Raw genomic sequence first — 22,320 nt, 5'->3', positions numbered from 1 at the left:
CTGTACAGATCCAATTCAAAGATGATTGTAATGTAACTTCCGGGCAGTGAAATAAGTAATTCACGCCCGGGTTGCAACTATCCGGTTGCGGCTGAAAAGTTTTCGGGAGAAATTCCTGATTTCAATTATTTTCTCAGGGAGAAAAAACATGCAATTCAATAAAATGAAATGTACTCAGTTAGTGACCGTGATCGCATTGACGTTTTGCGCCTTTGGCGTTAATGCGCAAAAAAGCCATGTGCCCGCGCCGATGAATAAAGACCAAGTAGACGGCAGAATCGGTGAAGCCGAAGGTAAGACCAAGGAAGCCGCCGGCGTGATACTGGACGATAAAAAAATGCAAACGGAAGGCAATGTGCAAAAAAATGTCGGCAAAGCCCAGAAGGGTTATGGTGATCTCAAGCAAGATATTGAACAAGGTAAATGACACGAGCAAATCTCAACAGGACGGGCGAATCGCGGTAGACTGACGGGCTTTGTTTGTTGGAATCCGCGCTGCGCGATAGGAGAGTGAACGTACTGTGAACATTAAGAATTCGATCGAAACCAAACTGCAATCACTGCAACCGCAATTTCTGGAAGTGGTTAATGAAAGCCATCAGCACAATGTACCGGCAGGATCCGAATCCCATTTCAAGGTGACGATCGTTTCCGGTGCATTTCAAGGCAAAATGCTTGTGGCGCGTCACCGGATGGTGAATGCAATCCTGGCTGATGAGCTGGCGCAATCGATTCATGCGCTTGTTCTAAACACCATGACGATGGAAGAATGGTTTGAAAAGAGCGGGACACGCAACGATTCGCCGCCCTGCCTGGGGGGCGCCAAATCCCGATAGCCCCGGGATTAATCAATGGGCATCCATTGTTCGAGATTTTAGCCTGGTTACGAAGTGGCCAATTTAACCCTTGAGTTGTAAGAGCGCAGTAAAGGGGCGGTCTAATGTGGATAGTACCCTTGGTTATCTGCCCATTCGGGTATAGCAATTGAGAAATAGCGCAATCATTTCAGGAGGCAATCATGATCGAGCAATGGCAAGTTCCCAGTGCAACGTTTAAAACGCGCGTGCGCGATGAATCGATAGGCGGTGATAATCCATTTCGCTGGCAGGATGTAACGACGGACGATATTTTTAAGAATAAGCGGATTGTATTATTCGCGTTACCCGGCGCCTACACGCCGACCTGTACTACCGCGCATTTGCCCGGTTACGAGCAGCACTATGACGATTTCAAAACGCTGGGTGTCGATGAGGTGATGTGCCTGTCGGTGAACGATGCATTTGTTATGTATCAATGGCGTAAACATCTCGGGGTCGAGCACATATTCATGCTGCCCGATGGCAATGCCGAGTTCACGCGCAAGATGGGAATGCTGGTAGACAAATCGAACTTAGGGTTCGGCATGCGTTCCTGGCGGTATTCCATGGTTGTTCAGGATAAGCAGATCGAGAAAATATTCGTGGAGCCAGGTTTTGCGGACCATTGCCCTACCGATCCTTTTGAGATTTCAAGCGCTGATACTATGCTGAAGTACCTAAGATCTCGCTAACAGGCCGTTGAAAAACTATAAGTGTCATTACGAATCGTGCTGGGAGATATATTTTCCCAGTATCCTTTCGTATTGATCCTTAACAACCTCGTAACACTCGCACGCGGTGCCCAGCAGACCCTTCCGGTCAAGCAACTCGATTTTGCCGCGCGTATATTTGATGAACCCATTGTCCTGAAGCTGTGCGGCAGCGGCGGAAACGCTTTCGCGGCGCACACCCAGCACGCTGGAGATGCGGCTGTGGGTCATATGAATGGTTGTCGTTTGCAGATTGTCGCTGATGATCAGCAAGAACCGGCATAGCTGCTGTTCGATAGAATGCAGGCGATTACAGATCACATTCTGAGAAATCTGGGCAAGCAGCGTTTGTGTATACAACATGCAGATTTCCTGAAAATCGGGTATTTCTTCAAAATATTGCTCAACATCTTTGGCTTGCATCACATAGGCCTGGCCAGAATTCATGACTACAGCCCGTTTAGCCATCCGCGCATCGCCGATAAAAGTGACGACACCAACCAGCCCCTGCCTGCCGGTCATTCCAACCTCAATCGATTCGCCGTCTTCTGTTTCGTAGAGCAAGCAGATCATGGCACTCGTGGGAAAATAGATATGTTTGCGCTTTTCGTTCATTTCCCACAGGACTTCATCCAGTTTCAGGTCGACCAGTTTTAACGAAGGTTCAATCTTGTCGAATATCTTTTCCGGCAAGGCTGCCAGAAGCAGATTCTGTATTTGGGAGGGGGTTTTTTTGGCCGTGGGCATAATGGCTATCCAAATTATTCCGGCCTTGACCTGAATCGTCAGTTCGTCTGGAACTCGTTGATCTTTTTAAGAGAAGTGTTTTGCAGTCCGAATATTAGCATAATTTTGAGTGATCGCTCTGTGTGATACCGTACAGACGCTTCTTTTCGCGCCTCGTATCTTTTGCGTAATTGCAATTCATATCTGCCGCTTTTTCTTTTAGACGAACTGCAATGAGTGCCAATCGCTTAGCGCCTTTTACCTTGCTGGAGAATATGATATGAACGATATCAACATGCAGGCGTGCATAGATGCGTGTAGCCGCTGCCACGCAACCTGTTTGCATACCGCGATGAATCATTGTCTTGTGGTGGGTGGCAAACATGTCGAAGCCAGTCATTTCCGCCTCATGATCGATTGCGTCGAAATCTGTCAGTTTTCAGCCGACTTAATGTTAAGCGGTTCGATCTTTCATCACAGGGTTTGTGCTACCTGTGCAGAAATCTGCGAGGCTTGCGCCAAGAGTTGCGAACAGATCGGCGGCATGGAGGATTGTGTCAAGGCCTGCCGCGACTGCGCGGAGAGCTGCCGTAAAATGGCCGCCACCAGCGTCTTACCAGACTGAATAGTGGTGAAATCCGGCGGTAATCCTCAGTTTCTCCAGTTTTGATACTGTAACCAGTTAAAGCGATGGATTACCCGCATCAACTCCAATGAGCTGCAATGATCCAAGTAAAACCGGATGCGTTGATCCGTGCAACTCAGGGTGCGCTCTGAGTTAAATCTGGGAAATCAAGATACGGGGACACCGGGAACCTGAACTGAAAACGGGCGCGGTACTGAATTGCCGCCTTCATCGGAGGAAATGGCTGTGAATGAAATACTGGATGTGATAATCGTCGGAGCGGGTAGCGCAGGCTTGTCCGCGCTGCGGGAAGTGAGAAAATATACGCAACACTTTGTGATTATCAATGACGGACCCTGGGGGACTGTCTGCGCGCGGGTGGGTTGTATGCCATCCAAGACGCTGATCGAAGCGGCCAATGCCTTTCAGCGGCGCGGCACCTTTGAAGAATTCGGTATCCGCGGCGGGGATCAGCTTACGCTGGATATACCGGCGGTGCTGCGGCGTGTGCGGCGGTTACGCGATGATTTTGTTGCCAGCACGGTAAAAACGACGGAAGAACTGGGCGAACGTGCCATTTCCGGGCGTGTGCATCTGCTTGCGCCGGATAGATTGGAAGTCAATGGTACGGAATTGCGTGCGCATAAAATTATTATTGCGACCGGATCGCGTCCGGTTGTACCTGCGCCCTGGAATGCATTGGGAAACCGGTTGCTCACGACAGATACCTTATTTGAACAGGAAACGCTGCCCGCACGCATGGCTGTTGTGGGCATGGGGCCCATTGGCGCTGAGATGGCGCAGGCGCTTTCTCGGCTGGGTATTCAAGTGGCGGCATTTGGCGGTAAAGCGATTGCCGGATTAACAGACCCGCAGGTGATTGCAGTGGCGGCTGATCTGTTTAAGAAAGAATTTCCTCTGCATATGGGCGAGAAAGCCGAATTGAGCCTTGTGAAAGATGGCGTGCAGGTACGTGCCGGGAGTATAGAAGTGGTAGTCGATTGTGTGCTTGCGGCGTTGGGGCGACGTCCGAATATCGACAATCTGGGTCTCGAGACATTGGGCGTCTCGCTGGATGAACACGGCATGCCGCCTGTAAATCCAGGTACCATGCAAGTGGCTGATCTGCCCGTATTCATGGCGGGTGACGCGAATGATCAAGCGCCGCTGCTGCATGAAGCGGCCGATGAAGGATACATTGCCGGGCTGAATGCCATGCGTTCTCATCCAATTTGCTTTACACGCCGGACACCCTTGGCCATCGTTTTTACTGACCCGGACATCGCGGTCGTAGGTTGCCGCTTTGAGGCATTGGATCCGGCAAAGATTGTGGTAGGAGAAGTACATTTTGACCGTCAGGGACGGGCGCGCGCCGGTCAGCGCAACAAGGGTATTCAGCGTCTTTATGCCGACGCAGTAAGCGGCAAGTTATTGGGTGCGGAAATGTGCGCGCCTGCTGGCGAACATATGGCACATCTGCTGGCACTGGCTATCGATCGCTCGCTTACAGTGCAGCAATTGCTGCGTCTGCCGTTTTACCATCCGGTTCTGGAGGAGGGTCTGCGCACGGCACTGCGCGCGCTGGCGGTGCAGCTGCCGTCCGTCAACGAATCCGATTTGTCCATGTGCGGCGCTTATAATACGGAAGCGCTTGATTGATAGCTGTCTTGCGCTGCATGCGCTAATGGCGCTATGACGAGCAGCCAGAATGCGGGATCAGGATAACAACGACAAATAGATTTCCCGGTAAGCCGCCGCGCTGGCATGCCAGCTGAAATCCTTCGCCATACCGTTTTTCTGCAAGCGATGCCAGATTTTTTTGTCGTGATAAGCCGCTGCCGCGCGTTTGATCGTGGCGAGCAAGTGATCCGCGCTCATCGTGTCGAATACAAACCCGCTGGCGCTGCCATTGGCCAGGGTTTGCGGTGTGCAATCAACCACGGTGTCGAGCAGGCCGCCGGTTGCATGTACTACCGGCGGAGTGCCGTAGCGCTGGCTGTACATTTGATTCAGGCCGCACGGTTCAAAACGCGACGGCATCAGGAAGCAATCCGCCCCGGCTTCGATCAGATGCGATAACGCTTCGTTGAAGCCGATGCGCACGGCGATAGCGCCGGGATGAGCCTGGGCCAGCATCGACAGCTGGTGTTCCAATTGCGCCTGGTCGCTGCCGAGCACGATCAGTTGCGCGGGAATCTTGACCAGTTGCGGTGCGATTTGGATCAGCACATCGATTCCTTTTTGGTGGCTTAAGCGGCTGATTACACCGAATAGCGGGATCTCGGCGTTTACCGTCAGTTCCATTTGCTGTTGCAATGCGCTCTTGTTGAGCGCTTTATCGGCGAGTTTTTTGCTGCTGTAGTTTTTGACCAGATGCCGGTCGGCCGCGGGATCCCATTCGTGAACATCAATGCCGTTGACGATCCCGGACAAGTGGCTGCGGCGCGTCGCCAGTAGTCCTTGCAAGCCGAATCCCAACGGTTGCGCTTGAATTTCTTCCGCGTAGTTGGGGCTGACCGTGGTGATATGGTTCGCGTAATAGAGTCCCGCTTTGAGGAACGACAGATTGCCGTAATATTCCACGCCGTTGATAGCGAAACTGTGCGGCGGCAATCCCAGTTGCACCACGCTGCCGGGCGGGAAAACACCCTGGAATGCGAGGTTGTGGATCGTCATCAACGTGGCGGCTTTTTTACCGGGGTGAAAATGCAGGTAAGCGGGCGTGAGACCGCTTTGCCAGTCATTACAGTGCGCAATGTGCGGACGCCAAGCGATCGGACTGTCGTCGCTGGCCAGAATTGCGCCGATTCTCGACAGCAAACCGAAACGCAGCGCATTGTCCGGCCAGTCGCGCCCGAATTCATCCATGTAAGGCCCGCCATCGCGGCGGTACAACCCCGGACAGTCGATGACAAAGACCGGAATGTGTTCGGTTTTGCTCAGCGAAAGCCGTGCCGACAGCAAGGTGGCGGGGGGGAATTGCGGCAGCGCGGTGAACTCGGCCACTTTGGATTTGTATTTAACCCCGGCCAGCACTTGCGGGTAACCCGGCAGCAGCAGCCGCACATCGGTATGCAATGCGCGTAATGCGGCGGGCAATGCCGCGCTGACATCGCCCAAACCGCCGGTTTTACAGAGTGGAAAAACTTCCGGCGTGATGAATAGAACACGCAGTTCTTGCGGTGACGGCATGAGGATTGTCTACTGGTTGGCCTTGAAGTAACCGATCAAGCCGTTGGTGGATGCGTCGTGAGAAGTGACGGTACCTGTGTGTTCCAGTTCGGTCAGGATTTTTCCCGCCAGCTGCTTGCCCAGCTCCACGCCCCATTGGTCGAACGGATTGATATTCCAGATCACGCTTTGCACGAACACTTTATGTTCGTACAGGGCAATCAACGCCCCCAGTGTTTCGGGATCGAGTTTTTTGAATAGAATCGACGTGGTCGGACGGTTACCGGGAAAAATTTTGTGCGGCAGCAATTGTTCCACGGCATTCGCGCTCATGCCCTGTGCAGTTAGCTCGGCGCGGACTTCCTGTTCATTCTTGCCGGTCATCAATGCCTCCGTCTGGGCGAAGAAATTCGCCAACAACATGCGATGGTGATCGCCGACCGGATAATGACTCTGGCAAGGCGCCAGAAAATCGGCGGAAACGGTTTGCGTGCCCTGATGCAATAATTGATAGAACGCATGTTGCCCATTGGTGCCGGGTTCGCCCCAAACGATCGCGCCGGTGGCGTAATCGACCGCCTCGCCGTTACGGGTGATGCGCTTGCCGTTGCTTTCCATTTCCAGTTGCTGCAAATAAGCGGGAAAGCGATGCAGCGATTGATCGTACGGCAATACGGCATGCGATGATGTATCGAAAAAATTGATTTGCCAGATACCGATCAAGCCCAGCATCACCGGCAGGTTTTTTTCCAGCGGCGCGGTGGCGAAGTGCCGGTCCATGCCGCGCGCACCGGCGAGCAAGGCATAAAAGTTGTCCATGCCGGCGGCGAGCGCGATCGGCAAGCCGATTGCCGACCATAACGAATAACGCCCGCCGACCCAATCCCAGAATTCAAACATGTTGTCAGGATCGATGCCGAATTTTTCCACGGCGGTGCGATTGGTCGATACCGCGACAAAGTGCTGTGCGATGTCCTGCTCGCCGCCGCCATGCGCCAGAAACCAGGTGCGCGCGGCGTGCGCGTTGGTCAGCGTTTCCTGCGTGGTAAAGGTTTTCGAAGCAATGATGAACAAGGTTGTCTCAGGATTGAGATTACACAACGTGGTGGATAATTGCGCGCCGTCGATGTTGGAAATGAAGTGCGGTGTGATGCTGCTGAGCTGGTAAGGCTTGAGCGCTTCGGTCACCATCACCGGGCCGAGATCCGAGCCGCCGATGCCAATGTTGACGATATCGGTGAACATTTTGCCGGTATAGCCTCTACGCGCGCCGCTGTGCACCGCGATGGTGAAACGCTCCATTTGTTTCAACACGCGTTTGACTTCGGGCAGCACGTCGATGCCATCCACATGGACCGGCTGCTCGCTGCGCAACGCGATATGCAATGCGGAGCGCTGTTCGGTTGAGTTGATTTTTTCCCCGGCAAACATGCGACCGATCCAATCCTTCAGTTTTTGCTGCTGCGCCAGCGCCAGCAGCAGATCGACCGTTTCCTGATTGACCGGTTGCTTGGAATAATCGAGCAAAATATCATTGAACAACAGCGAGAATTTTTCAAAACGCTGCGGATCTTGCTGGAACAAGCTGCGCAAATGCTGTTGCGCCATGGCGGATTGATGGGCTTGCAGCGCAAGCCAGGCCGGTGATTGCGTAAGGGATAGCATGATGTTTTAGTTGCTAAGAATGATGGATTTTGCAGATTGCCGGTTCATTGATTACGGTTTGCGTGTATTGATTTGCAACGTGACGATTAATTCCGGTGCTGTGACCGGCCATTCCAGGATAAGCGTCGTTGCCTGCATAATTTTTTCAAACCCGCTTTCGGATTGCGATACCGAGAAATGCGGGTGTGCACGTAATGTAACCGGATGAGATGTCGTCAGTGTGACACTGCCGCCCAAGGTGTCATCGTCCAGGGTGAGTTCGGATAGACCGGTTAATTCGAGCCACTGGCCGAAGCCGCCGGGAATTTTACCTTGATAAATATAGCGTCCGCCGACACCGTCGCAGCTCGGCATCGCCAAGTTGATTTCGGTGCTGAAGCTGTGCGCCAGTTTGGCGGTGAAATGATAAGTGACTTGCAGCCGGTTGCCGTCCAGCATAATCAGTTTATGCACCGGATACGCCGTGTTTTCCGACTGGAAATGGTTGTTTTCAAGCGCTGAAGCCAGAGACCGGTAGGTGATGAACATGCCGTCCAGGCGGTCGACGAACAGATTACGCGGATGATCGTCCGGCACAATGTCTTCGGCGCTGATTTCATGCTTGTAGCTGATTCGGTCATGCGCGGAGGCGATGCCGCTGGCTGTGTGGCTGGATGGCGCGCCTGCACCCGGTTGAATTTTCTGATAATAATGTTCGACCTGGCAGCGCAGGGTATCGCCAAAGTTATGCCGGAGCGGATAGGCATCCAGCTCGCAAATGCTGGCAAACTGATCTAGTTTCAGCACGGCTTGCAGAACGCCATTGTGCAAGTAAGTTTCTTCCACGCCATCCAGATCGGTGTCTTCGGTGAAATACGCCGCGCGTGGCGCGCGCGCGTCGAGCAACGCTTCCAGTTCAATCAGCGCGTTGTACACGGCGCGGCGCAGATGAGGCAGGTACAGCCCGCCGAACAAGCCGTGCCAGTAGGCATCGTTGGCTTGCGATTCGTAAAGCTTTTGCTGCATCAGCGCGCTGCGGTGTTTTTCCGGCAGCGCGTTCAACCGTGCGGATAGACTCAGCATGCGCTTATGCATCCAGTTGGATTCCGGGTAGCGCGAGAAAAAATTTTTCCAGATACCACCGCGTAAAAACGATTTTTTGTGTTCGTACCAGCCGCTAGTTTTGGCTTGCTGCACCAAGTCCGCGTAGGTATTGGCGGATTGCGCGGGCAAGGTCCATTCGTTCATCTCAATGTACGATACCGTGGGCAGGTAGACGATGCCACGGGTTTTTTCGCTGGCGTGATATTCGCTGTAGTGCTGCGTGCTGATTTTGTTCGAAGCGAGTACGCCTTGAATAAAACGTTCGAGCCAGCCTTTTTCGTATACCCACTGGTAAGTTTCCGGCCAGATGCCGAATTTCTCGATGTCATCAAAGTAAATCGCCGCCGCGCGGGTATTTTGCGCATGTTGACCGGCGAGTGATTCCAGATAGGCGATGGTTTCCTCGACGGGAGAAAAAGGAATTTTGTAGCGCAGCGATTCGGAAATCGGGAATAAGTCGAGCTTATGGGAATCTTCCTCGGTGGTGAAGTAACCGTTTAATTCCTCCGGTGTTTTGCCCGCGCAGAGAAAATGGTAGTCGTCCACGGTGACATAGCGGATACCGCAATCTGCCAGCGACGGAACGACTGTGGATTCCCACACGCGTTCGGTGAGCCATGCGCCTTGCGGGCGTTGACCGAATTTTGCCGCTAATTTATTGGAGAAGGCGTCAATCTGCCCGGTGCGGTCGCGGTTGGGAATGACTGCCAGCACCGGTTCGGTATCGCCAGCGCCGAATAACTCCACTTGCCGCCGTGCGACCATTTCGTGCAGTAATGCCATATCATCGGGAAAACGCTGCAACAGGTAATCGAGCAGCCAGCCGGAGAAATGCACGGAAAAGCGGAAATCCGGATAGCGGTACAGCACCTGCAGAAACGGTTTGTAACAGCGCAGATGCGCGTCTTCGAGCACTTCGGGAAAATTACCGACGGGCTGGTGCGCATGCACACCGAAAAGTAGCGATACACGTTGTGACATTCAATGATCCTGGTAGTCGTTTTTAAAAACCAGCGCGACCGCACACCCGATTACAACTGCGCGAAGCAGTTGGAGCTGATCAGATGCTATGAAGACCGCCGCATGGCACTGCTTGCTTCGTTTTGCTCATTGCCTTTGCTAATCGATTCCTGTAATGCCGGTGGTACCGGCAGTTTAAGTAAGCGATACAGATTCATCAGGTTTAACCGGAATAGATGATCGAAACTGGCGACCGAATGCGCCGGGTTGTAATCACCAAACCACCAGAACCAGTCGGAGCTTTCGCAGGAGGCCAATTGACGGCTGGCTTCAACCTTTCTTTCGTCGCTCAAGCGATCGCTTTGCATGACCAGGTCAAAACTCTGTTTTGCGGCGCAGAGCATATCCCAGGCATGATTCTTTTCCTTGTCGCCGATCCAGGTTGAGAAGGTGCCATACACCCAGCTACCGGCCGCCAGTGTTGGCAATGTTCTAGTAATATTAGTCTTCTCCGTGCCGGCGATATAGTTCCGGTACGTCGTGGTGCGGATAAACGGATGGTTCTCGAGCAAACCGTAGAGATCGTCGAGAAAATAAAAGCCATTATAGGGGTATGACTCCCAGGCATTTTCTCCATCCAGAATCACGCTGACCACCGGATTCTCGCCAGCGGGGGTACCATGGTAGATCCGCTCCAGCGATTGGATAAAATTTTCTGCCGCATCGCGGCCAAACCATTTGGCGTATTCAAAGCCGATCAAGTCGGATAACTGGTCATCGCGGAAAAAGCAGGTGACGTGACCGGATTCTCCATCGATTTGGTAGGGGCGGTATAGATACTCGTTGCGGTCCGGTAACGGCGCATCTGGATAAGAGGCGCGCAGACTATTGGCCAGTACGCCTTCGCCGCTGGCGCTCCATTGGCAATTTTGCTCGGCAAAGATTTTCAGTAATGCCGACGACAAAGCGCCTTCGGCTGGCCATATCCCGGTGGGTTGCTCATTAAAACGCTGGGTGTGGCTGGAGATGGCCGAAGAAAGATGAAACGCGACGCGGCTGCGGCCGCCCGGATACAGCTGATGCTCCGGTAATGTCACGCCGGGTTGACTGTCGCGGGCGGAAGTGAAATCGATCAGCAGCGGTGCGAGCGGATGATAGTGCGGCGTCGTAGATAATTCAATCTGGCCGGATTCGGCGAGTTTGCGGTAACGCGGGATCAGTTCCCGGATCAATTCACCGATCAGGTTGAACAATTGCAAGCGGTTTTCGTAGCTGAATTCCTGGCTTTGCGCCATCAATTTCATCACAAACTCGTTATTGCGGCGCACGCTTTCGCCCATCCACGCCAAGTGATACCACACCAGCAAATCGGCTAAATACTGCCCGGAGAAATAAGTCAGCTCGCTTTCGCTGCGTTTGTTGAACATCTGGTACAGCTCGTGCAAGCGCTTATAGGCCGGATACGGCTGTAGCATGGTGGTGTGATTGCTGAGAAAGCAACTGTCGAACACGTATAAGCGATCCTGGATGGAGATGTGTTCCAGGTCGGGTGTTGCTAACAGACGCAGCAAGGGGCTGCGGATTTGCCCGGTGGAAAATTGCATGGAGAAATCTTCCAGCTGATCCAGCAGCACCGGCACAAAATTAATGACCGCTTTGGTGCGCGGGTGCATTTCCAGATGATACGCCATGTCGGTATAGTCCTTGATGGCGTGAAGATATACCCACGGCAACACAAATTCGTTGGTGACATAATCCCGGTAGTCCGGCTGGTGCATGTGCCACAGTAAAACTAGATTTAATTGCTTCATTTAAAAATGGTGATACCCGCTGAATTATTGTTATTAGAGAGGCTTTTCATAGGTTACGTTCGCCATGACCGGGTCAGCAGGCCTTGTGGATTTCATGTCCCAGCATTTCGGGTGTGATCAAGGTAATACCTCTATCTGTTACATAGAACCGCTTGCGATCTTCATCGGGATCATAGCCCACCACCAATCCTTCGGGAATGATGCATTTTTTTTCCACCACCACACGGCGCAGACGCGCATGTCGGCCGACCACCACATCGGGCAGTATGACCGAGTCTTCCACGCTGCTGAAACTATTCACTTTCACATTGGAAAACAGCAAGGAACGGCGCACCGTCGCGCCACTGATAATGCAACCGCCCGATACCGAAGAATCCAAAGCCTGGCCGCGGCGGTCGTCGTCGTCGAAAACGAACTTGGCGGGGGGCAATTGTTCCTGATGCGTCCAGATCGGCCAGTCGGCATCGTACAAATTGAGCTGCGGGGTGACGCTGACGAGATCGACGTTGGCTTCCCAATACGCATCGATCGTTCCCACATCGCGCCAGTACGGTACTGTATCCGATGCCATGTTGACGCAACTGTTCTGGAAACGGTGCGCGAAGACGCGGTAGCGCGGCACCAGGTAAGGAATCAGGTCTTTGCCGAAATCGTGCGATGAATCCTGGGTTTGATGGTCGCGGATTAATTGCTGGTAAAGAAATGCGGCGTTGAACACATAGATTCCCATGCTCGCCAGCGCTTTTTCCGGTTGACCCGGTATCGGCGCAGGATGTGCCGGTTTTTCGGTAAAGCTGGTGACCTGCCAGGCTTCATTGACGCCCATCACCCCGAAAGCAGTGGCTTCTTCCAATGGAACTTCGAGGCAAGCCACCGTCATATCCGCGCCTTTTTGGATATGCTCGGCCAGCAGTTTGCTGTAATCCATTTTGTAAATGTGATCGCCGCCCAGAATCATCACGTATTTGGCTGCGTGGCGCTGCATAATGTCGATATTCTGAAAAATCGCGTCGGCCGTGCCTTGATACCAGGTTTCATCGGCTGTGCGCTGCTGCGCGGGCAGCAGTTCGATAAATTCCTTGAAACGCCCATCGAGAAAACTCCAGCCATGCTGGATATGGCGGATCAGGCTTTGGGCCTTGTATTGCGTGACCACGCCGATGCGCCGGAAACCCGAATTGACGCAGTTGGAAAGCGGGAAGTCGATGATGCGGAATTTGCCGCCAAAGGGAACCGCCGGTTTGGCGCGCCAATCGGTCAGTTGATGCAAGCGGCTGCCGCGTCCTCCGGCCAGAATCAGTGCCAGTGTGTCGTGCGAAATGTTGCTGTGGAAGTGACTGCCGGTTTTGTTTTGCGCCTGGGATTCACCGGCATAGTGCGGTTCATTATGATTGTCCATCGCGATGTCCCTTTTTAATGCATGTCGATATAGTATCGTATTATGGCACTTTCTCACATTAAGCTCTCAGTTCAATTGTCTTAAGTCAAAGAGCAGACACGTTATAATTCACGAGATATCAGCCAACCGGTCAAATAATGTGATTACAGTCAGAAAAACCAACGCCATGCAAAATGCGCTGCTCGATGCGCGCCTGCACGATCCTTATGCCTACCTCGGACTGCACCGTGAGCAGGGTCAAACGCTGGTACGGGTATTCCGTCCCTACGACGTACAGGTGTGGATCAGAACGGCAACCGGTTTTGAACCGATGCAACGCATCCATCCGGATGGAATTTTCGAATGGCGCGGAGACACAGCGCCTGCTATGCCTTACCGTTTGCGCATCGAGAAAAAAGGGGAGCGGCATATCGTTTATGAGCTATTCGATCCGTATGCTTTTGCGCCGCAAATTTCCGATCACGATTTGTACTTGTTCAACGAAGGCAAGTTATGGCAGACGTACCGTACCCTCGGCGCACATTCTGTCAGCAATGCCGGGGTGACCGGCATGCGTTTCGCGGTGTGGGCGCCGAATGCGGAGCGCGTCAGTGTGGTCGGCGATTTCAACCGTTGGGACGGCCGTATGCATCCCATGCGCGTGCATCACGCCAGCGGTGTCTGGGAATTGTTCATTCCGGAATTGCCGCCCGGTTCGCTGTACAAATTCGAGATTCGCAACCGCGCCAGCGGTGAGATTCTGATCAAAACAGACCCGTATGCCCAGCGCTTTGAACTGCGCCCTCAGACGGCGGCATTGGCGCCCGCAGATAGCGGTTTTGACTGGCAAGATACGGCATGGATGACCCATCGCGAGAACTGGGACTGGCTGCACGCGCCGCTAAACATCTTTGAAATGCACGCCGGTTCGTGGAAGCGTCATCCCGATGGGCGTTTTTATAACTACCGCGAGCTGGCGCAGCATCTGCTGCCCTATGTGGTGGACATGGGCTACACGCATATCGAACTGATGCCGGTTTCGGAACATCCGCTGGACGAATCGTGGGGTTACCAGACCACCGGCTATTTTGCCGTCACTAGCCGCTATGGTTCACCCGATGATTTCCGCTTCTTTGTCGATGCCTGCCATCAAGCGGGCATCGGTGTAATTCTGGATTGGGTGCCCGCGCATTTCCCGCAGGATGCGTTCGCGTTGGCGCGTTTCGACGGCACGGCGTTGTACGAGCATGAAGACCCGCGCTTGGGATTTCACCAGGATTGGGGTACGTACATTTTCAATTACGGGCGCAACGAAGTGAAATCGTTTCTGCTCTCCAGCGCGCATTATTGGTTGTCTGAGTTTCATCTGGACGGATTGCGCGTCGATGCGGTCGCTTCGATGTTGTACCTCGATTACTCGCGCAAGGAAGGCGAATGGCTGCCGAACAAATACGGCGGCCGGGAAAACCTGGAAGCGATCGATTTCCTGCGCGATCTGAACGTCATGGTGCACGGCGAATTTCCCGGCGCACTGACACTGGCGGAAGAATCCACCGCCTGGCCCGCGGTGTCGCGCCCGACCTACGTCGGCGGCCTGGGGTTTTCGATGAAATGGAACATGGGCTGGATGCACGATACCTTATCGTATATGCGCCAAGATCCCATTTACCGGCGCTATCACCAGGATCAACTTACGTTCAGCCAGCTCTATGCGTACAGCGAAAACTTTGTCCTGCCGTTTTCACACGATGAAGTCGTGCACGGCAAAGGCTCGCTGCTCAACAAAATGCCCGGCGACGATTGGCAGAAATTTGCCAATGTGCGCTTGTTACTGACCTACCAAATGACTTGTCCGGGCAAGAAACTCAATTTCATGGGCAACGAATTCGCGCAGCAGCAGGAATGGCGTGTAAGCGCGGAGCTGGACTGGGGATTGCTGCAATACCCCTTGCATGCCGGTGTGCAAGCCGCGCTGCGCGATTTGAATCGCTGCTATCAAAACACCCCGGCCCTGCATCAACTCGACTTCGCCGCCGAAGGCTTTCAATGGATCGATTGCCAGGACGCCGATCAATCCACCATCAGCTACCTGCGGCGCGGCAAGGACGGCACATTCGTGCTGGTCATCCTCAACTTCACCCCGGTTCCGCGCAACGGCTACCGCATCGGCGTCCCCGCCAGCGGCACGTACCGGGAAATTTTCAACAGCGACTCCGCCTATTACGGCGGCAGCAACGCCGGCAATTTAGGCAGCATCGCCAGCGTGCAAATGCCCTGGATGGGATTCGCCGATTCGATCGCGATTACGTTGCCGCCGCTGGCGGGGGTGGTGTTTGCGTTGGCTGATTCCGGCCACGCAGGCTAGCCATCTGATTACATTTTGTAGACTTTTCTCCGATGCGCTATCACATGAATCGTGATAACGCAGTGTTCGGATTGTGCGGTGTACAGCGCACGCCAATCGCCAACTCGTAATTTGTATAAGTTCGCCAAAGACCCTGTCAGTGTTTCGGGCTGAATTTCATCGAAGTGTCCGGCAAGCCATTCGATCTTTTCTATGATCCTTTTTGCGACGGGAAGATCAAGCTGCGAAAGATCTTCGAGAGCTTGCGGTGTAAATTCAATGTGATATTTCAAGAAATACCTAACCTGTCTTTTACTTCACGCAGGGAAGTGCGCTCCCGGGAAGTGAGTGAAAGCTGGAGTCTTGCTTTAATTTCATTCGATAGTTCGAGAAATTGATCGGGATCGGCTATTAGGTTTTGTAATTCTTCATGAACTACTTTTCGAATCAATGCTTGCAATTCATCAACAGTGAGATCGGCTGCTTTCATGAGATGATCCTCTTTAATCATGAGATTAATGAAACAGAATTGGCATTATAACGGATCAATGTGGCGCCATGAAACAGGACTACGTGTGGGGGCGGATTTTTAAATACCGCAAATTTGCTATCCATTTATAATGCCCCGCATTGTAATCACAAGAAACAACCATGAGCGATATTTTTATTGCGTATTCGAGAAGCGATACCGCCGTTGCGAATCGGTTGGTGCAACATTTTCGCCAGGAAGGATGGAAGGTTTTTATCGATCAGCAAACGCATGTGGGACGGCGATGGCATAAGGAAATCGAACGGGAATTACATGCGGCAAAAGCGGTGGTGGTGCTGTGGTCAGTGACCTCGCGCGACAGTGATTTTGTGCTGGAAGAAGCGGAATATGGCAAACGCAAAGACATTCTTTTTCCGGCTTTCATTGAGCGTATGGAATTTCCGTATGGATTCGGTCGTATCCAAACTGCGGATTTGATTGGCTGGGATCATCGAACGGAACATGCCGGATTAATTCAGTTATTGGAGTCCTTACGAGTGCACCTGAACGATTCAGCTGCTAAGCCACCAATTATCGCTGAGCCAGAAAAACCGATTTCTAATGCTCACCACATCCTCAAACCCGGGCGAGTCTTTCGCGATAAATTGAAATCCGGTGGTGAGGGGCCGTTGATGGCGGTGATTCCTCCAGGGCGATTTTTAATGGGATCACCCTTAAATGAACTCGACCGGAGTGATGATGGAGTTCCGCAACATGAAATAATTATAGCGCAACCTTTTGCACTAGGTGTCGCTGTGGTCACGTTTGTGGAATACGATCGCTTTTGCGAAGCAACCGGTAGAAGGCCGAGAGATTACGATTGGGGACGGGGAAACCGTCCCGTCATCGATATTTCTTGGCGTGATGCGCAAGCGTACTGTGCCTGGATAAGCGAACAGAGCAATCAGCCGTATCGATTGCCCAGTGAAGCCGAGTGGGAATATGCCTGTCGTGCTGAAACCCAAACACCGTTTCATACTGGAGAAACGATTAATTCCCAGCAAGCCAATTTTAATAGAAAACATGGGAGAACATTGCCAGTCCGGTCATTTGCCTCGAATGCGTTCGGCTTGTACGATATGCACGGTAATGTATGGGAATGGGTGCAGGATTGCTGGCATGACAATTATCACAACGCACCGGATGATGGCTCCGCTTGGTTGGAGAAAGACGGCGGAGAATGTAATCTCCGGGTGGTTCGTGGCGGTTCGTGGCTCAGCAAGGCACAGAACTTGCGGTCTGCTCTTCGTCTCAGGTTTAACACTGCTGAAGCCAACTATTACCTCGGTTTTCGCATCGCCAGGGATTTTTCGGTTTTGTAGGGTGGATAAGCGAAGCGCCATCCACCGGATTCTCTAGTGACGACGTTTTACTTGTCCATCCTACAATTCTGGCATTGCTTCCAGAATTACTTTCCCGAGAGTACGTGTGATATTTTTATCCATGTTCCGGCTAATCCAAAGTCAGACGTTAGAATAGTCGGAGAAAAGCTTGATGCTAATCCGATTAATGGGTAGTGAGTTATCCTAATCTGCTGGAATAATGGCGCTACGCATAAAGCCTATGCAAGTTTGGTTATCGAATTTGAGAGGGATTGTGAACCGGTTGAAGTGTGTTGCTGGATTTATGTGATTTGCAGATAGTAAGTTCGGAGAATATTGGTATCCAGAAATGCCTTATCGGTCATGGGCTTCGATACGGTCGAATTTAAAATCCGCTGGTAATTTTCCGCGGTATTTTCTTAAGCGGGCAAGAATCTCGCGCACTTCGGGTGTTTTGCTGATTTCCAGGTCGCGCGATCCCGTGACATGAATTTCAATATTGTCACCTTCCTTGAGATCCAATACTTCAACCACGGCGGCGGGTAATCTTACCGCTAAGCTATTACCCCATTTGGCAACTTGCATTAGTTAATCCTTAAGTAATGATATACATAGATTTATAGTATATCTTGAATTCGGTATTCATGGTTTTTGGTGTTTAAACATTAGATTTCATCGGTTCGCCACAACTGCGCTGCGCCGCGCACGCCGGAGCTGTCGCCGTGGATGTTTTTCAGAATCGGGGTGATGAGCTGATCGTTGAACACGTAATGCGCGACGCGGTTGCGGCCTTCGCTGTAGAGCCGGTCGATGTTGGAAAGCCCGCCGCCAAGGACGATGGCATCGGGGTCGAGGATGTTGATGACCATCGCCAAGGCGCGGCCGAAGCGGTCGAAGAAGCGTTGCATCGTTGCTTCCGCCAAGGCGTCGCCTTGCGCTGCCAGCGCCACGATGTCGTTGGCCGTGAATGTTTGATTGCCGCCGTGGCGGTGATAATCGGCGGCCAGGCCGGGGCCGGAGATCAGGGTTTCGACGCAGCCTTTCTGGCCGCAGTAGCAATCCGGCCCATTCCATTCGAGGATATTGTGTCCCCACTCGCCGCCGATGTGCTGGCGGCCTGGGTGCAATTGCCCGTTGAACACGATGCCGCCGCCCACGCCGGTGCCCATGATCACGCCGAACACCATGCCGTAACCTTTTCCCGCACCATCCAGCGCTTCGCTCAGGGCGAAGCAATTGGCGTCGTTGGCGATGCGCAGCGGGCGTTGCAGTATGTTTTGCAAATCCTCCAGCAGCGGTTGATCGTTCAGGCAAACGGTATTGGAATTTTTCATTTTGCCGGTTACCGCCGAAATGGCGCCGGGCGTGCCGATGCCAACCGGGCAGCGTGTGCCGGCTTCCGCTTCCAGATCGCGGACGAGTTGCCGCAGGATTTGCAGAATGGCGGAATAACCTTCCGCCTGCCGTGTATCCACGCGCTTTCTCAGCAGCTCGTTGCCACTGTGGTCGAGCACTACGCCTTCTATTTTTGTACCACCCAGATCAATACCGATACGCATGTGTGAATCTCAATAATGTTTTGCTCAATGGATAGTGCCAGGGTTTTTAGATCGATTGCCGGTTGTCCAGCGCGCCGCGCATGAATACCAATGCGCCTTTGCCGGTCGAGATCGGACGGGATTCCGAGCCCGCCGGTGCGAGTTGCCAGTCGCCGCTGCGCAGCAACGTGTCGCCGAAGAATGCGTCACCTTCGAGCAACAGACACTCTTCGTCGTGCGCGAGCAACGGTTGCGGTGTGGTCCAGCACGCATCGGCGGCGATGCGGATCAGTGCCGACCGGCTATGGCCATCGTCGTATAGCGGTTTGCTGGAGACGCCGGGCGCCACATCCGACCATTCGCCTTCGTTGGCGCGGATGGTGATTAATTCGCGGCCTTCGCCGAGCAGGAACGCGGTGAGCAAGTCGCGCGCGACTTCCGCGCTGTGGCCTACCGGTATGCCGCGCAAATACAGCAGCGCGCCGCTTTCCGACGAGATTTTGCCATGCCGGCTGCCCGCGCGCGCCATGTGATAATCTCCGGTACTCACCCTGAGGTTTCCGAGACTGGCCGATCCGCGCAATACCACGCATTCTTCGTCTTCATGGTGGCGGTGCATCGGCAGGCTGGCGCCGGGTTGGAGATCGAGCAAGAAGGCACGGCTGTTTTTATCCAGCGTTTTGGCGCGCACGCCGGGGCGGATCTTGCGCCACTGGCCTTGATCGCTGCGCACGGTGATGCGCGCCGATTCCGCAGCCGCGCTGGCATGAATGCGCTGAAAAAGCTGCGCGCGGATTTTTGCGCGTTGTTGCGCGCTCGGCTGCAATGACGCCATTCCTTCCAGCAAAGCCGATTCGACTTTTTCTGCGTGTTGCGGATTGTCCGGGTCTAATGAATAGCGTTTTTTCATCATTCAAAGCCTTTGATTAAATCGTCTTCCAGCACCTCGTGCAGCTGTTTCAGGGCGCGGCGGATATGCGACTTTACCGTACCCAGCGCCAGGCCCGTGGAAGCAGTGATCTCTTCGTGCGTCAAACCGCGGAAGAAAGCCATCGCGACCAATTGCCGCTGGACCGGTTCGAGTTGCTGCAACGTCTGATTCAATTTCAGATTATGCTGCGTAGCGGCCAGCAGATCTTGCGGATCGCCGTCGTGCGAAGGTTCAAGGGCTAATAGAAGCTCCGGCTCCTCGCAAAGTTCAGCATGATCTTCCTTGCGCAAGTAATCCAGCGCGCGGCTGCGCGCGATCGTCAGCAGCCAGGCGATGACGTTGCCGCGTTGCGCATCGAAGCGCGGCGCTTCGCGCCACACTTGCCAATACACGTCCTCGCTCACTTCCTCAGCCGCTTGCGCATTGCGCGTGATGCGTAGCGCTACGCCATAAACCCGGTTCAGCGTGGCCTCGTACAGATCGGCCAGCGCCTGCTCGTCATGCGCCGCAATCGCAGTGACTAAAGCCCGCATGTGCGCATCCGCAGCGCTGCTGTCACGATTGTGTGTGCTGCTCGTCGTCACTCCCGGTCAAATCCTTCGCATTACGTTGGTCTTTTTTCTGTGCTGAAATATATCATCAGATGCGTTCAGGCACACGGTTCCTGTCGCCGGCGGTAAAAAATCATCACACTAAAAACTACTGATAGTAAGGCGTGATAAACCGGCTGCGCGCGAGTTTGCGGGGAATGCGCACATCTTCCGGTTGCAGCCATTGCCGGTTTCTCCTCAGTGTTATCGGGCTGAATGGATTTGTCAGGCCAGTAAGGTGTATTTCTGGATGTCCGGTGCTTGGGCCAGCAGGGGCGTTACTTCTGCCAGTGCATTCTGGATATGCGGCGTGCCGAAGTGTGCGACGATGGCATTTTCGTCTGTCCATTCTTCGATAAACAAAAATTCAACCGGATTACCGTCATTGCTGAATAACTGGTAGCTCAAGCATCCAGCTTCCTGGCGCGTTGGTGCGACGATTCCTTGCAGAATCGCTTGCACTTGTGGAATTTTGTCTGCGCGTGCGATGAGGTGCGCAACGACTTTGATAGTTTGCTTCGACATGAAATTTTCCTTCCTTCGGTTGATGAGCCATCTCAAGCGATATGAAAGCGATCGCTTCTATAAATCTATACGAAGGAATCTGCTGTTTGGATGCAACGGACTATGACTGCATGATTGAGTGAGCCGGTTTTTTTTCTTGTGAGTGCTATTTAACTGTCTGTATATAAATTGAATATGCAGAAAGATTAAAAATCTTATGATGGCTTGCATCCAAATCTCAAGTGGCTGCGTATTGTGCAATGGAAGGACTTCAAAAATATTTTTGAGAGATTCCACGAACTGCCAGTGAGAGCGGAAACGCGTACTGGAAACAATAATCTGAAATGAATGAACAGGAGAGGAAATCATGATGTTTGCACAATCAAGACAAGTTTCACCGGAATGGCTTAAATATCTCGCGATGGCGTTAATCTGCGCACTGGTTGCCGTCGATGGCATCGGTTCGGTCATGGCGGATCAAGTCAAGACCAGTACACAGCAAACAAACACCAGCGATAGCTCGGACGAACCGCGTCTGGTGATACATAGTGACTCTGTTGCGTCTCGATTGGGCGGGTATTATGGCATTTTGGCGTTTTTGGATAACTATGCATTGCCTGCTTTATTGTCCGATCGTGAAATCGCATCGTTCTTTGGCAATTTGACGGAAACCCCCGTGGATATCTCGCAGTGCTTGGCCATGATGCTGGATCATGACTTGGGCGGTTCCTCACGGCATGATGGCACCGTGCTCGATACCGGTCATAAATGCCGGGGTTCGATGCCTAAAATTCACAAGGGGCGCAATATTCCGGATAGAACCATTACAAAATTCATTCAGATCATCGGTCAACAAGCTGAGTTGGCCGGTATAAGCGAAGCCGATATCAAAGCCGTTGCCAAGGTGCTGGAGCAAAAGCGTGCTGGGGTACGTAACAAATAATTCAATTCCTTCCGGTTTGATGCCCCGCTGCGTGTGGCGGGGTTTTTTTATTGCGGTTGAGAGAAGCGGGAGTTATTGCATTGAATGCAAGCCGATCATGTTGCCTTCGGTGTCCCGGATCAAAGCGATAAAGCCATAGGGACCGATGGACATTTTTTCACGGATCAAATGCCCTCCCGCAGAGGCTGCACGAGCAGCCTCAACAGCACAATCCGCACAGGAAAAATAGACCAGCACAGCATTTCCGCCGGATGGCCCGTCCGCCATTTTGACCAGCGCGCCGGATGCGCCCATTTGACCTTTCAGCATGGGAAAACTCCGCTTTGACAGATTGGCGATTGGTCAAGGTTTCTTCAGATTCATGAATAAATTCAAATTCGGCATACGATTGAAGGAAATCAACAAGGAAAAATCGGGATATTTGTCTGCCGGAAAAAAGAAATCTTCAAGGCAAATTAGTTAATTTTTTGTGATGTTTTAGTTAATTTTTTACTTGATTTGTAAGATAGCATATAAGAGCAGTGTAAAAGAATGAACAATAATCGTAAGAAAAGTAATAAGTTAAAGTAAGTAAAGGCTATAACAATAACATTAATTAGAGAAATTTAATTTCTTGGATTGGATTCTCTAATT

General features: G+C 52.6%; 22 protein-coding genes. 7 read left to right on the top strand and 15 right to left on the bottom strand.

Going from position 1 to position 22,320, the window contains the following annotated elements; translation table 11 throughout:
- The first annotated feature begins 148 nt into the window (after nucleotides 1-148).
- From R2103_RS11520 to R2103_RS11510, 3 genes are all read left to right on the top strand, one after another.
- Nucleotides 149-427 carry a CsbD family protein gene (locus R2103_RS11520; RefSeq protein ID WP_317531540.1) on the top strand — a complete coding sequence of 93 codons (279 nt, stop codon included), beginning with the start codon at nucleotides 149-151 and terminating at the stop codon, nucleotides 425-427.
- 94 nt (nucleotides 428-521) lie between these two features.
- Nucleotides 522-836 carry a BolA family protein gene (locus tag R2103_RS11515; RefSeq protein WP_317531539.1) on the top strand — a complete coding sequence of 105 codons (315 nt, stop codon included), beginning with the start codon at nucleotides 522-524 and terminating at the stop codon, nucleotides 834-836.
- Nucleotides 837-1,018: 182 nt separating this feature from the next.
- Entirely contained in the window at nucleotides 1,019-1,549 is a 531-nt protein-coding gene (locus R2103_RS11510; protein ID WP_317531538.1) for a peroxiredoxin, read from the top strand.
- 27 nt (nucleotides 1,550-1,576) lie between these two features.
- Here R2103_RS11510 and R2103_RS11505 read toward each other — a convergent pair whose 3' ends face one another.
- Together R2103_RS11505 and R2103_RS11500 are read right to left on the bottom strand one after the other, a co-directional pair.
- Nucleotides 1,577-2,314 (bottom strand): Crp/Fnr family transcriptional regulator, encoded by a 738-nt coding sequence (locus tag R2103_RS11505; protein ID WP_317531537.1) that lies wholly within the window; start codon nucleotides 2,312-2,314, stop codon nucleotides 1,577-1,579.
- Between the two features lie 94 nt (nucleotides 2,315-2,408).
- Entirely contained in the window at nucleotides 2,409-2,693 is a 285-nt protein-coding gene (locus tag R2103_RS11500; protein WP_317531536.1) for a hypothetical protein, read from the bottom strand.
- A 471-nt stretch (nucleotides 2,694-3,164) separates the two neighbouring features.
- Between R2103_RS11500 and R2103_RS11495 the strand changes: the two genes are divergently transcribed.
- Nucleotides 3,165-4,577, top strand: a complete 1,413-nt coding sequence (locus tag R2103_RS11495) for a dihydrolipoyl dehydrogenase (protein WP_317531535.1) — start codon at nucleotides 3,165-3,167, stop codon at nucleotides 4,575-4,577.
- A gap of 57 nt (nucleotides 4,578-4,634) precedes the next feature.
- Here the strand turns inward: R2103_RS11495 and glgA are convergent, their stop codons facing one another.
- The 5 genes from glgA to glgC all read right to left on the bottom strand — a co-directional run bounded on the left by glgA (nucleotide 4,635) and on the right by glgC (nucleotide 13,007).
- Nucleotides 4,635-6,110, bottom strand: a complete 1,476-nt coding sequence (glgA, locus tag R2103_RS11490; protein WP_317531534.1) for a glycogen synthase GlgA — start codon at nucleotides 6,108-6,110, stop codon at nucleotides 4,635-4,637.
- Between the two features lie 9 nt (nucleotides 6,111-6,119).
- Nucleotides 6,120-7,754 carry a glucose-6-phosphate isomerase gene (gene pgi / locus R2103_RS11485; RefSeq protein WP_317531533.1) on the bottom strand — a complete coding sequence of 545 codons (1,635 nt, stop codon included), beginning with the start codon at nucleotides 7,752-7,754 and terminating at the stop codon, nucleotides 6,120-6,122.
- A gap of 51 nt (nucleotides 7,755-7,805) precedes the next feature.
- Nucleotides 7,806-9,818: an alpha-amylase/4-alpha-glucanotransferase domain-containing protein gene (locus R2103_RS11480; RefSeq protein ID WP_317531532.1), complete on the bottom strand. Its 2,013-nt coding sequence runs from the start codon at nucleotides 9,816-9,818 to the stop codon at nucleotides 7,806-7,808.
- An 86-nt stretch (nucleotides 9,819-9,904) separates the two neighbouring features.
- Nucleotides 9,905-11,608 (bottom strand): glycoside hydrolase family 57 protein, encoded by a 1,704-nt coding sequence (locus R2103_RS11475; RefSeq protein ID WP_317531531.1) that lies wholly within the window; start codon nucleotides 11,606-11,608, stop codon nucleotides 9,905-9,907.
- A 73-nt stretch (nucleotides 11,609-11,681) separates the two neighbouring features.
- Nucleotides 11,682-13,007: a glucose-1-phosphate adenylyltransferase gene (glgC, locus tag R2103_RS11470; RefSeq protein WP_317531530.1), complete on the bottom strand. Its 1,326-nt coding sequence runs from the start codon at nucleotides 13,005-13,007 to the stop codon at nucleotides 11,682-11,684.
- A gap of 166 nt (nucleotides 13,008-13,173) precedes the next feature.
- On the opposite strand from glgC, the gene glgB reads away from it, so the two are divergent.
- Nucleotides 13,174-15,351, top strand: coding sequence for a 1,4-alpha-glucan branching protein GlgB (glgB, locus tag R2103_RS11465; RefSeq protein ID WP_317532089.1), 2,178 nt, complete (start codon nucleotides 13,174-13,176; stop codon nucleotides 15,349-15,351).
- An 8-nt stretch (nucleotides 15,352-15,359) separates the two neighbouring features.
- On the opposite strand, the gene R2103_RS11460 is transcribed toward glgB, so the two are convergent.
- Together R2103_RS11460 and R2103_RS11455 are read right to left on the bottom strand one after the other, a co-directional pair.
- Complete coding sequence (locus R2103_RS11460; RefSeq protein ID WP_317531529.1) at nucleotides 15,360-15,623, bottom strand: type II toxin-antitoxin system RelE/ParE family toxin; 264 nt, start codon at nucleotides 15,621-15,623, stop codon at nucleotides 15,360-15,362.
- Nucleotides 15,620-15,820 (bottom strand): hypothetical protein, encoded by a 201-nt coding sequence (locus tag R2103_RS11455; RefSeq protein WP_317531528.1) that lies wholly within the window; start codon nucleotides 15,818-15,820, stop codon nucleotides 15,620-15,622. The genes R2103_RS11460 and R2103_RS11455 overlap by 4 nt, the downstream gene beginning before the upstream one ends.
- 161 nt (nucleotides 15,821-15,981) lie before the next feature.
- Here R2103_RS11455 and R2103_RS11450 point away from each other — a divergent pair, with 161 nt between their 5' ends.
- Entirely contained in the window at nucleotides 15,982-17,181 is a 1,200-nt protein-coding gene (locus R2103_RS11450) for an SUMF1/EgtB/PvdO family nonheme iron enzyme (protein ID WP_317531527.1), read from the top strand.
- A 354-nt stretch (nucleotides 17,182-17,535) separates the two neighbouring features.
- Here the strand turns inward: R2103_RS11450 and R2103_RS11445 are convergent, their stop codons facing one another.
- The 5 genes from R2103_RS11445 to R2103_RS11425 form a co-directional block, all read right to left on the bottom strand.
- The gene (locus R2103_RS11445) at nucleotides 17,536-17,766 is read right to left on the bottom strand and encodes an AbrB/MazE/SpoVT family DNA-binding domain-containing protein (RefSeq protein WP_317531526.1); all 231 of its coding nucleotides are present in this window, start codon (nucleotides 17,764-17,766) and stop codon (nucleotides 17,536-17,538) included.
- Between the two features lie 80 nt (nucleotides 17,767-17,846).
- Nucleotides 17,847-18,740, bottom strand: a complete 894-nt coding sequence (locus tag R2103_RS11440) for an ROK family protein (RefSeq protein ID WP_317531525.1) — start codon at nucleotides 18,738-18,740, stop codon at nucleotides 17,847-17,849.
- 46 nt (nucleotides 18,741-18,786) lie between these two features.
- On the bottom strand, nucleotides 18,787-19,632 hold the full coding sequence (locus tag R2103_RS11435; RefSeq protein WP_317531524.1) for a cupin domain-containing protein: 846 nt from the start codon (nucleotides 19,630-19,632) through the stop codon (nucleotides 18,787-18,789).
- Nucleotides 19,629-20,234 carry an RNA polymerase sigma factor gene (locus R2103_RS11430; RefSeq protein ID WP_317531523.1) on the bottom strand — a complete coding sequence of 202 codons (606 nt, stop codon included), beginning with the start codon at nucleotides 20,232-20,234 and terminating at the stop codon, nucleotides 19,629-19,631. The genes R2103_RS11435 and R2103_RS11430 overlap by 4 nt, the downstream gene beginning before the upstream one ends.
- 231 nt (nucleotides 20,235-20,465) lie before the next feature.
- Nucleotides 20,466-20,765 carry a putative quinol monooxygenase gene (locus R2103_RS11425; protein ID WP_317531522.1) on the bottom strand — a complete coding sequence of 100 codons (300 nt, stop codon included), beginning with the start codon at nucleotides 20,763-20,765 and terminating at the stop codon, nucleotides 20,466-20,468.
- A 346-nt stretch (nucleotides 20,766-21,111) separates the two neighbouring features.
- Here R2103_RS11425 and R2103_RS11420 point away from each other — a divergent pair, with 346 nt between their 5' ends.
- Nucleotides 21,112-21,687 (top strand): hypothetical protein, encoded by a 576-nt coding sequence (locus R2103_RS11420; RefSeq protein ID WP_317531521.1) that lies wholly within the window; start codon nucleotides 21,112-21,114, stop codon nucleotides 21,685-21,687.
- A gap of 72 nt (nucleotides 21,688-21,759) precedes the next feature.
- Here R2103_RS11420 and R2103_RS11415 read toward each other — a convergent pair whose 3' ends face one another.
- On the bottom strand, nucleotides 21,760-21,996 hold the full coding sequence (locus R2103_RS11415) for a hypothetical protein (protein ID WP_317531520.1): 237 nt from the start codon (nucleotides 21,994-21,996) through the stop codon (nucleotides 21,760-21,762).
- Nucleotides 21,997-22,320: the final 324 nt, after the last annotated feature.

It is taken from the genome of Nitrosomonas sp. Is24 (genome assembly GCF_033063335.1).
In the GTDB taxonomy this organism is placed as follows: domain Bacteria; phylum Pseudomonadota; class Gammaproteobacteria; order Burkholderiales; family Nitrosomonadaceae; genus Nitrosomonas.
The sequence above is the reverse complement of the archived record's forward strand: the minus strand, read 5'-3'. Positions and strand labels throughout refer to the sequence as shown.

Bases quoted from the DNA above. Each gene is read 5' to 3' on its own strand.
- R2103_RS11505 (WP_317531537.1), bottom strand. From the start codon at position 2,314: ATGCCCACGGCCAAAAAAACCCCCTCCCAAATACAGAATCTGCTTCTG.
- R2103_RS11440 (WP_317531525.1), bottom strand. From the start codon at position 18,740: ATGCGTATCGGTATTGATCTGGGTGGTACAAAAATAGAAGGCGTAGTG.
- R2103_RS11480 (WP_317531532.1), bottom strand. From the start codon at position 9,818: ATGTCACAACGTGTATCGCTACTTTTCGGTGTGCATGCGCACCAGCCC.
- R2103_RS11445 (WP_317531526.1), bottom strand. From the start codon at position 17,766: ATGCAAGTTGCCAAATGGGGTAATAGCTTAGCGGTAAGATTACCCGCC.
- R2103_RS11500 (WP_317531536.1), bottom strand. From the start codon at position 2,693: ATGACTGGCTTCGACATGTTTGCCACCCACCACAAGACAATGATTCAT.
- R2103_RS11435 (WP_317531524.1), bottom strand. From the start codon at position 19,632: ATGATGAAAAAACGCTATTCATTAGACCCGGACAATCCGCAACACGCA.
- R2103_RS11475 (WP_317531531.1), bottom strand. From the start codon at position 11,608: ATGAAGCAATTAAATCTAGTTTTACTGTGGCACATGCACCAGCCGGAC.
- R2103_RS11520 (WP_317531540.1), top strand. From the start codon at position 149: ATGCAATTCAATAAAATGAAATGTACTCAGTTAGTGACCGTGATCGCA.
- R2103_RS11450 (WP_317531527.1), top strand. From the start codon at position 15,982: ATGAGCGATATTTTTATTGCGTATTCGAGAAGCGATACCGCCGTTGCG.
- pgi (WP_317531533.1), bottom strand. From the start codon at position 7,754: ATGCTATCCCTTACGCAATCACCGGCCTGGCTTGCGCTGCAAGCCCAT.
- R2103_RS11420 (WP_317531521.1), top strand. From the start codon at position 21,112: ATGATGTTTGCACAATCAAGACAAGTTTCACCGGAATGGCTTAAATAT.
- R2103_RS11415 (WP_317531520.1), bottom strand. From the start codon at position 21,996: ATGCTGAAAGGTCAAATGGGCGCATCCGGCGCGCTGGTCAAAATGGCG.
- glgC (WP_317531530.1), bottom strand. From the start codon at position 13,007: ATGGACAATCATAATGAACCGCACTATGCCGGTGAATCCCAGGCGCAA.
- R2103_RS11510 (WP_317531538.1), top strand. From the start codon at position 1,019: ATGATCGAGCAATGGCAAGTTCCCAGTGCAACGTTTAAAACGCGCGTG.
- glgA (WP_317531534.1), bottom strand. From the start codon at position 6,110: ATGCCGTCACCGCAAGAACTGCGTGTTCTATTCATCACGCCGGAAGTT.
- R2103_RS11425 (WP_317531522.1), bottom strand. From the start codon at position 20,765: ATGTCGAAGCAAACTATCAAAGTCGTTGCGCACCTCATCGCACGCGCA.
- glgB (WP_317532089.1), top strand. From the start codon at position 13,174: ATGCAAAATGCGCTGCTCGATGCGCGCCTGCACGATCCTTATGCCTAC.
- R2103_RS11455 (WP_317531528.1), bottom strand. From the start codon at position 15,820: ATGAAAGCAGCCGATCTCACTGTTGATGAATTGCAAGCATTGATTCGA.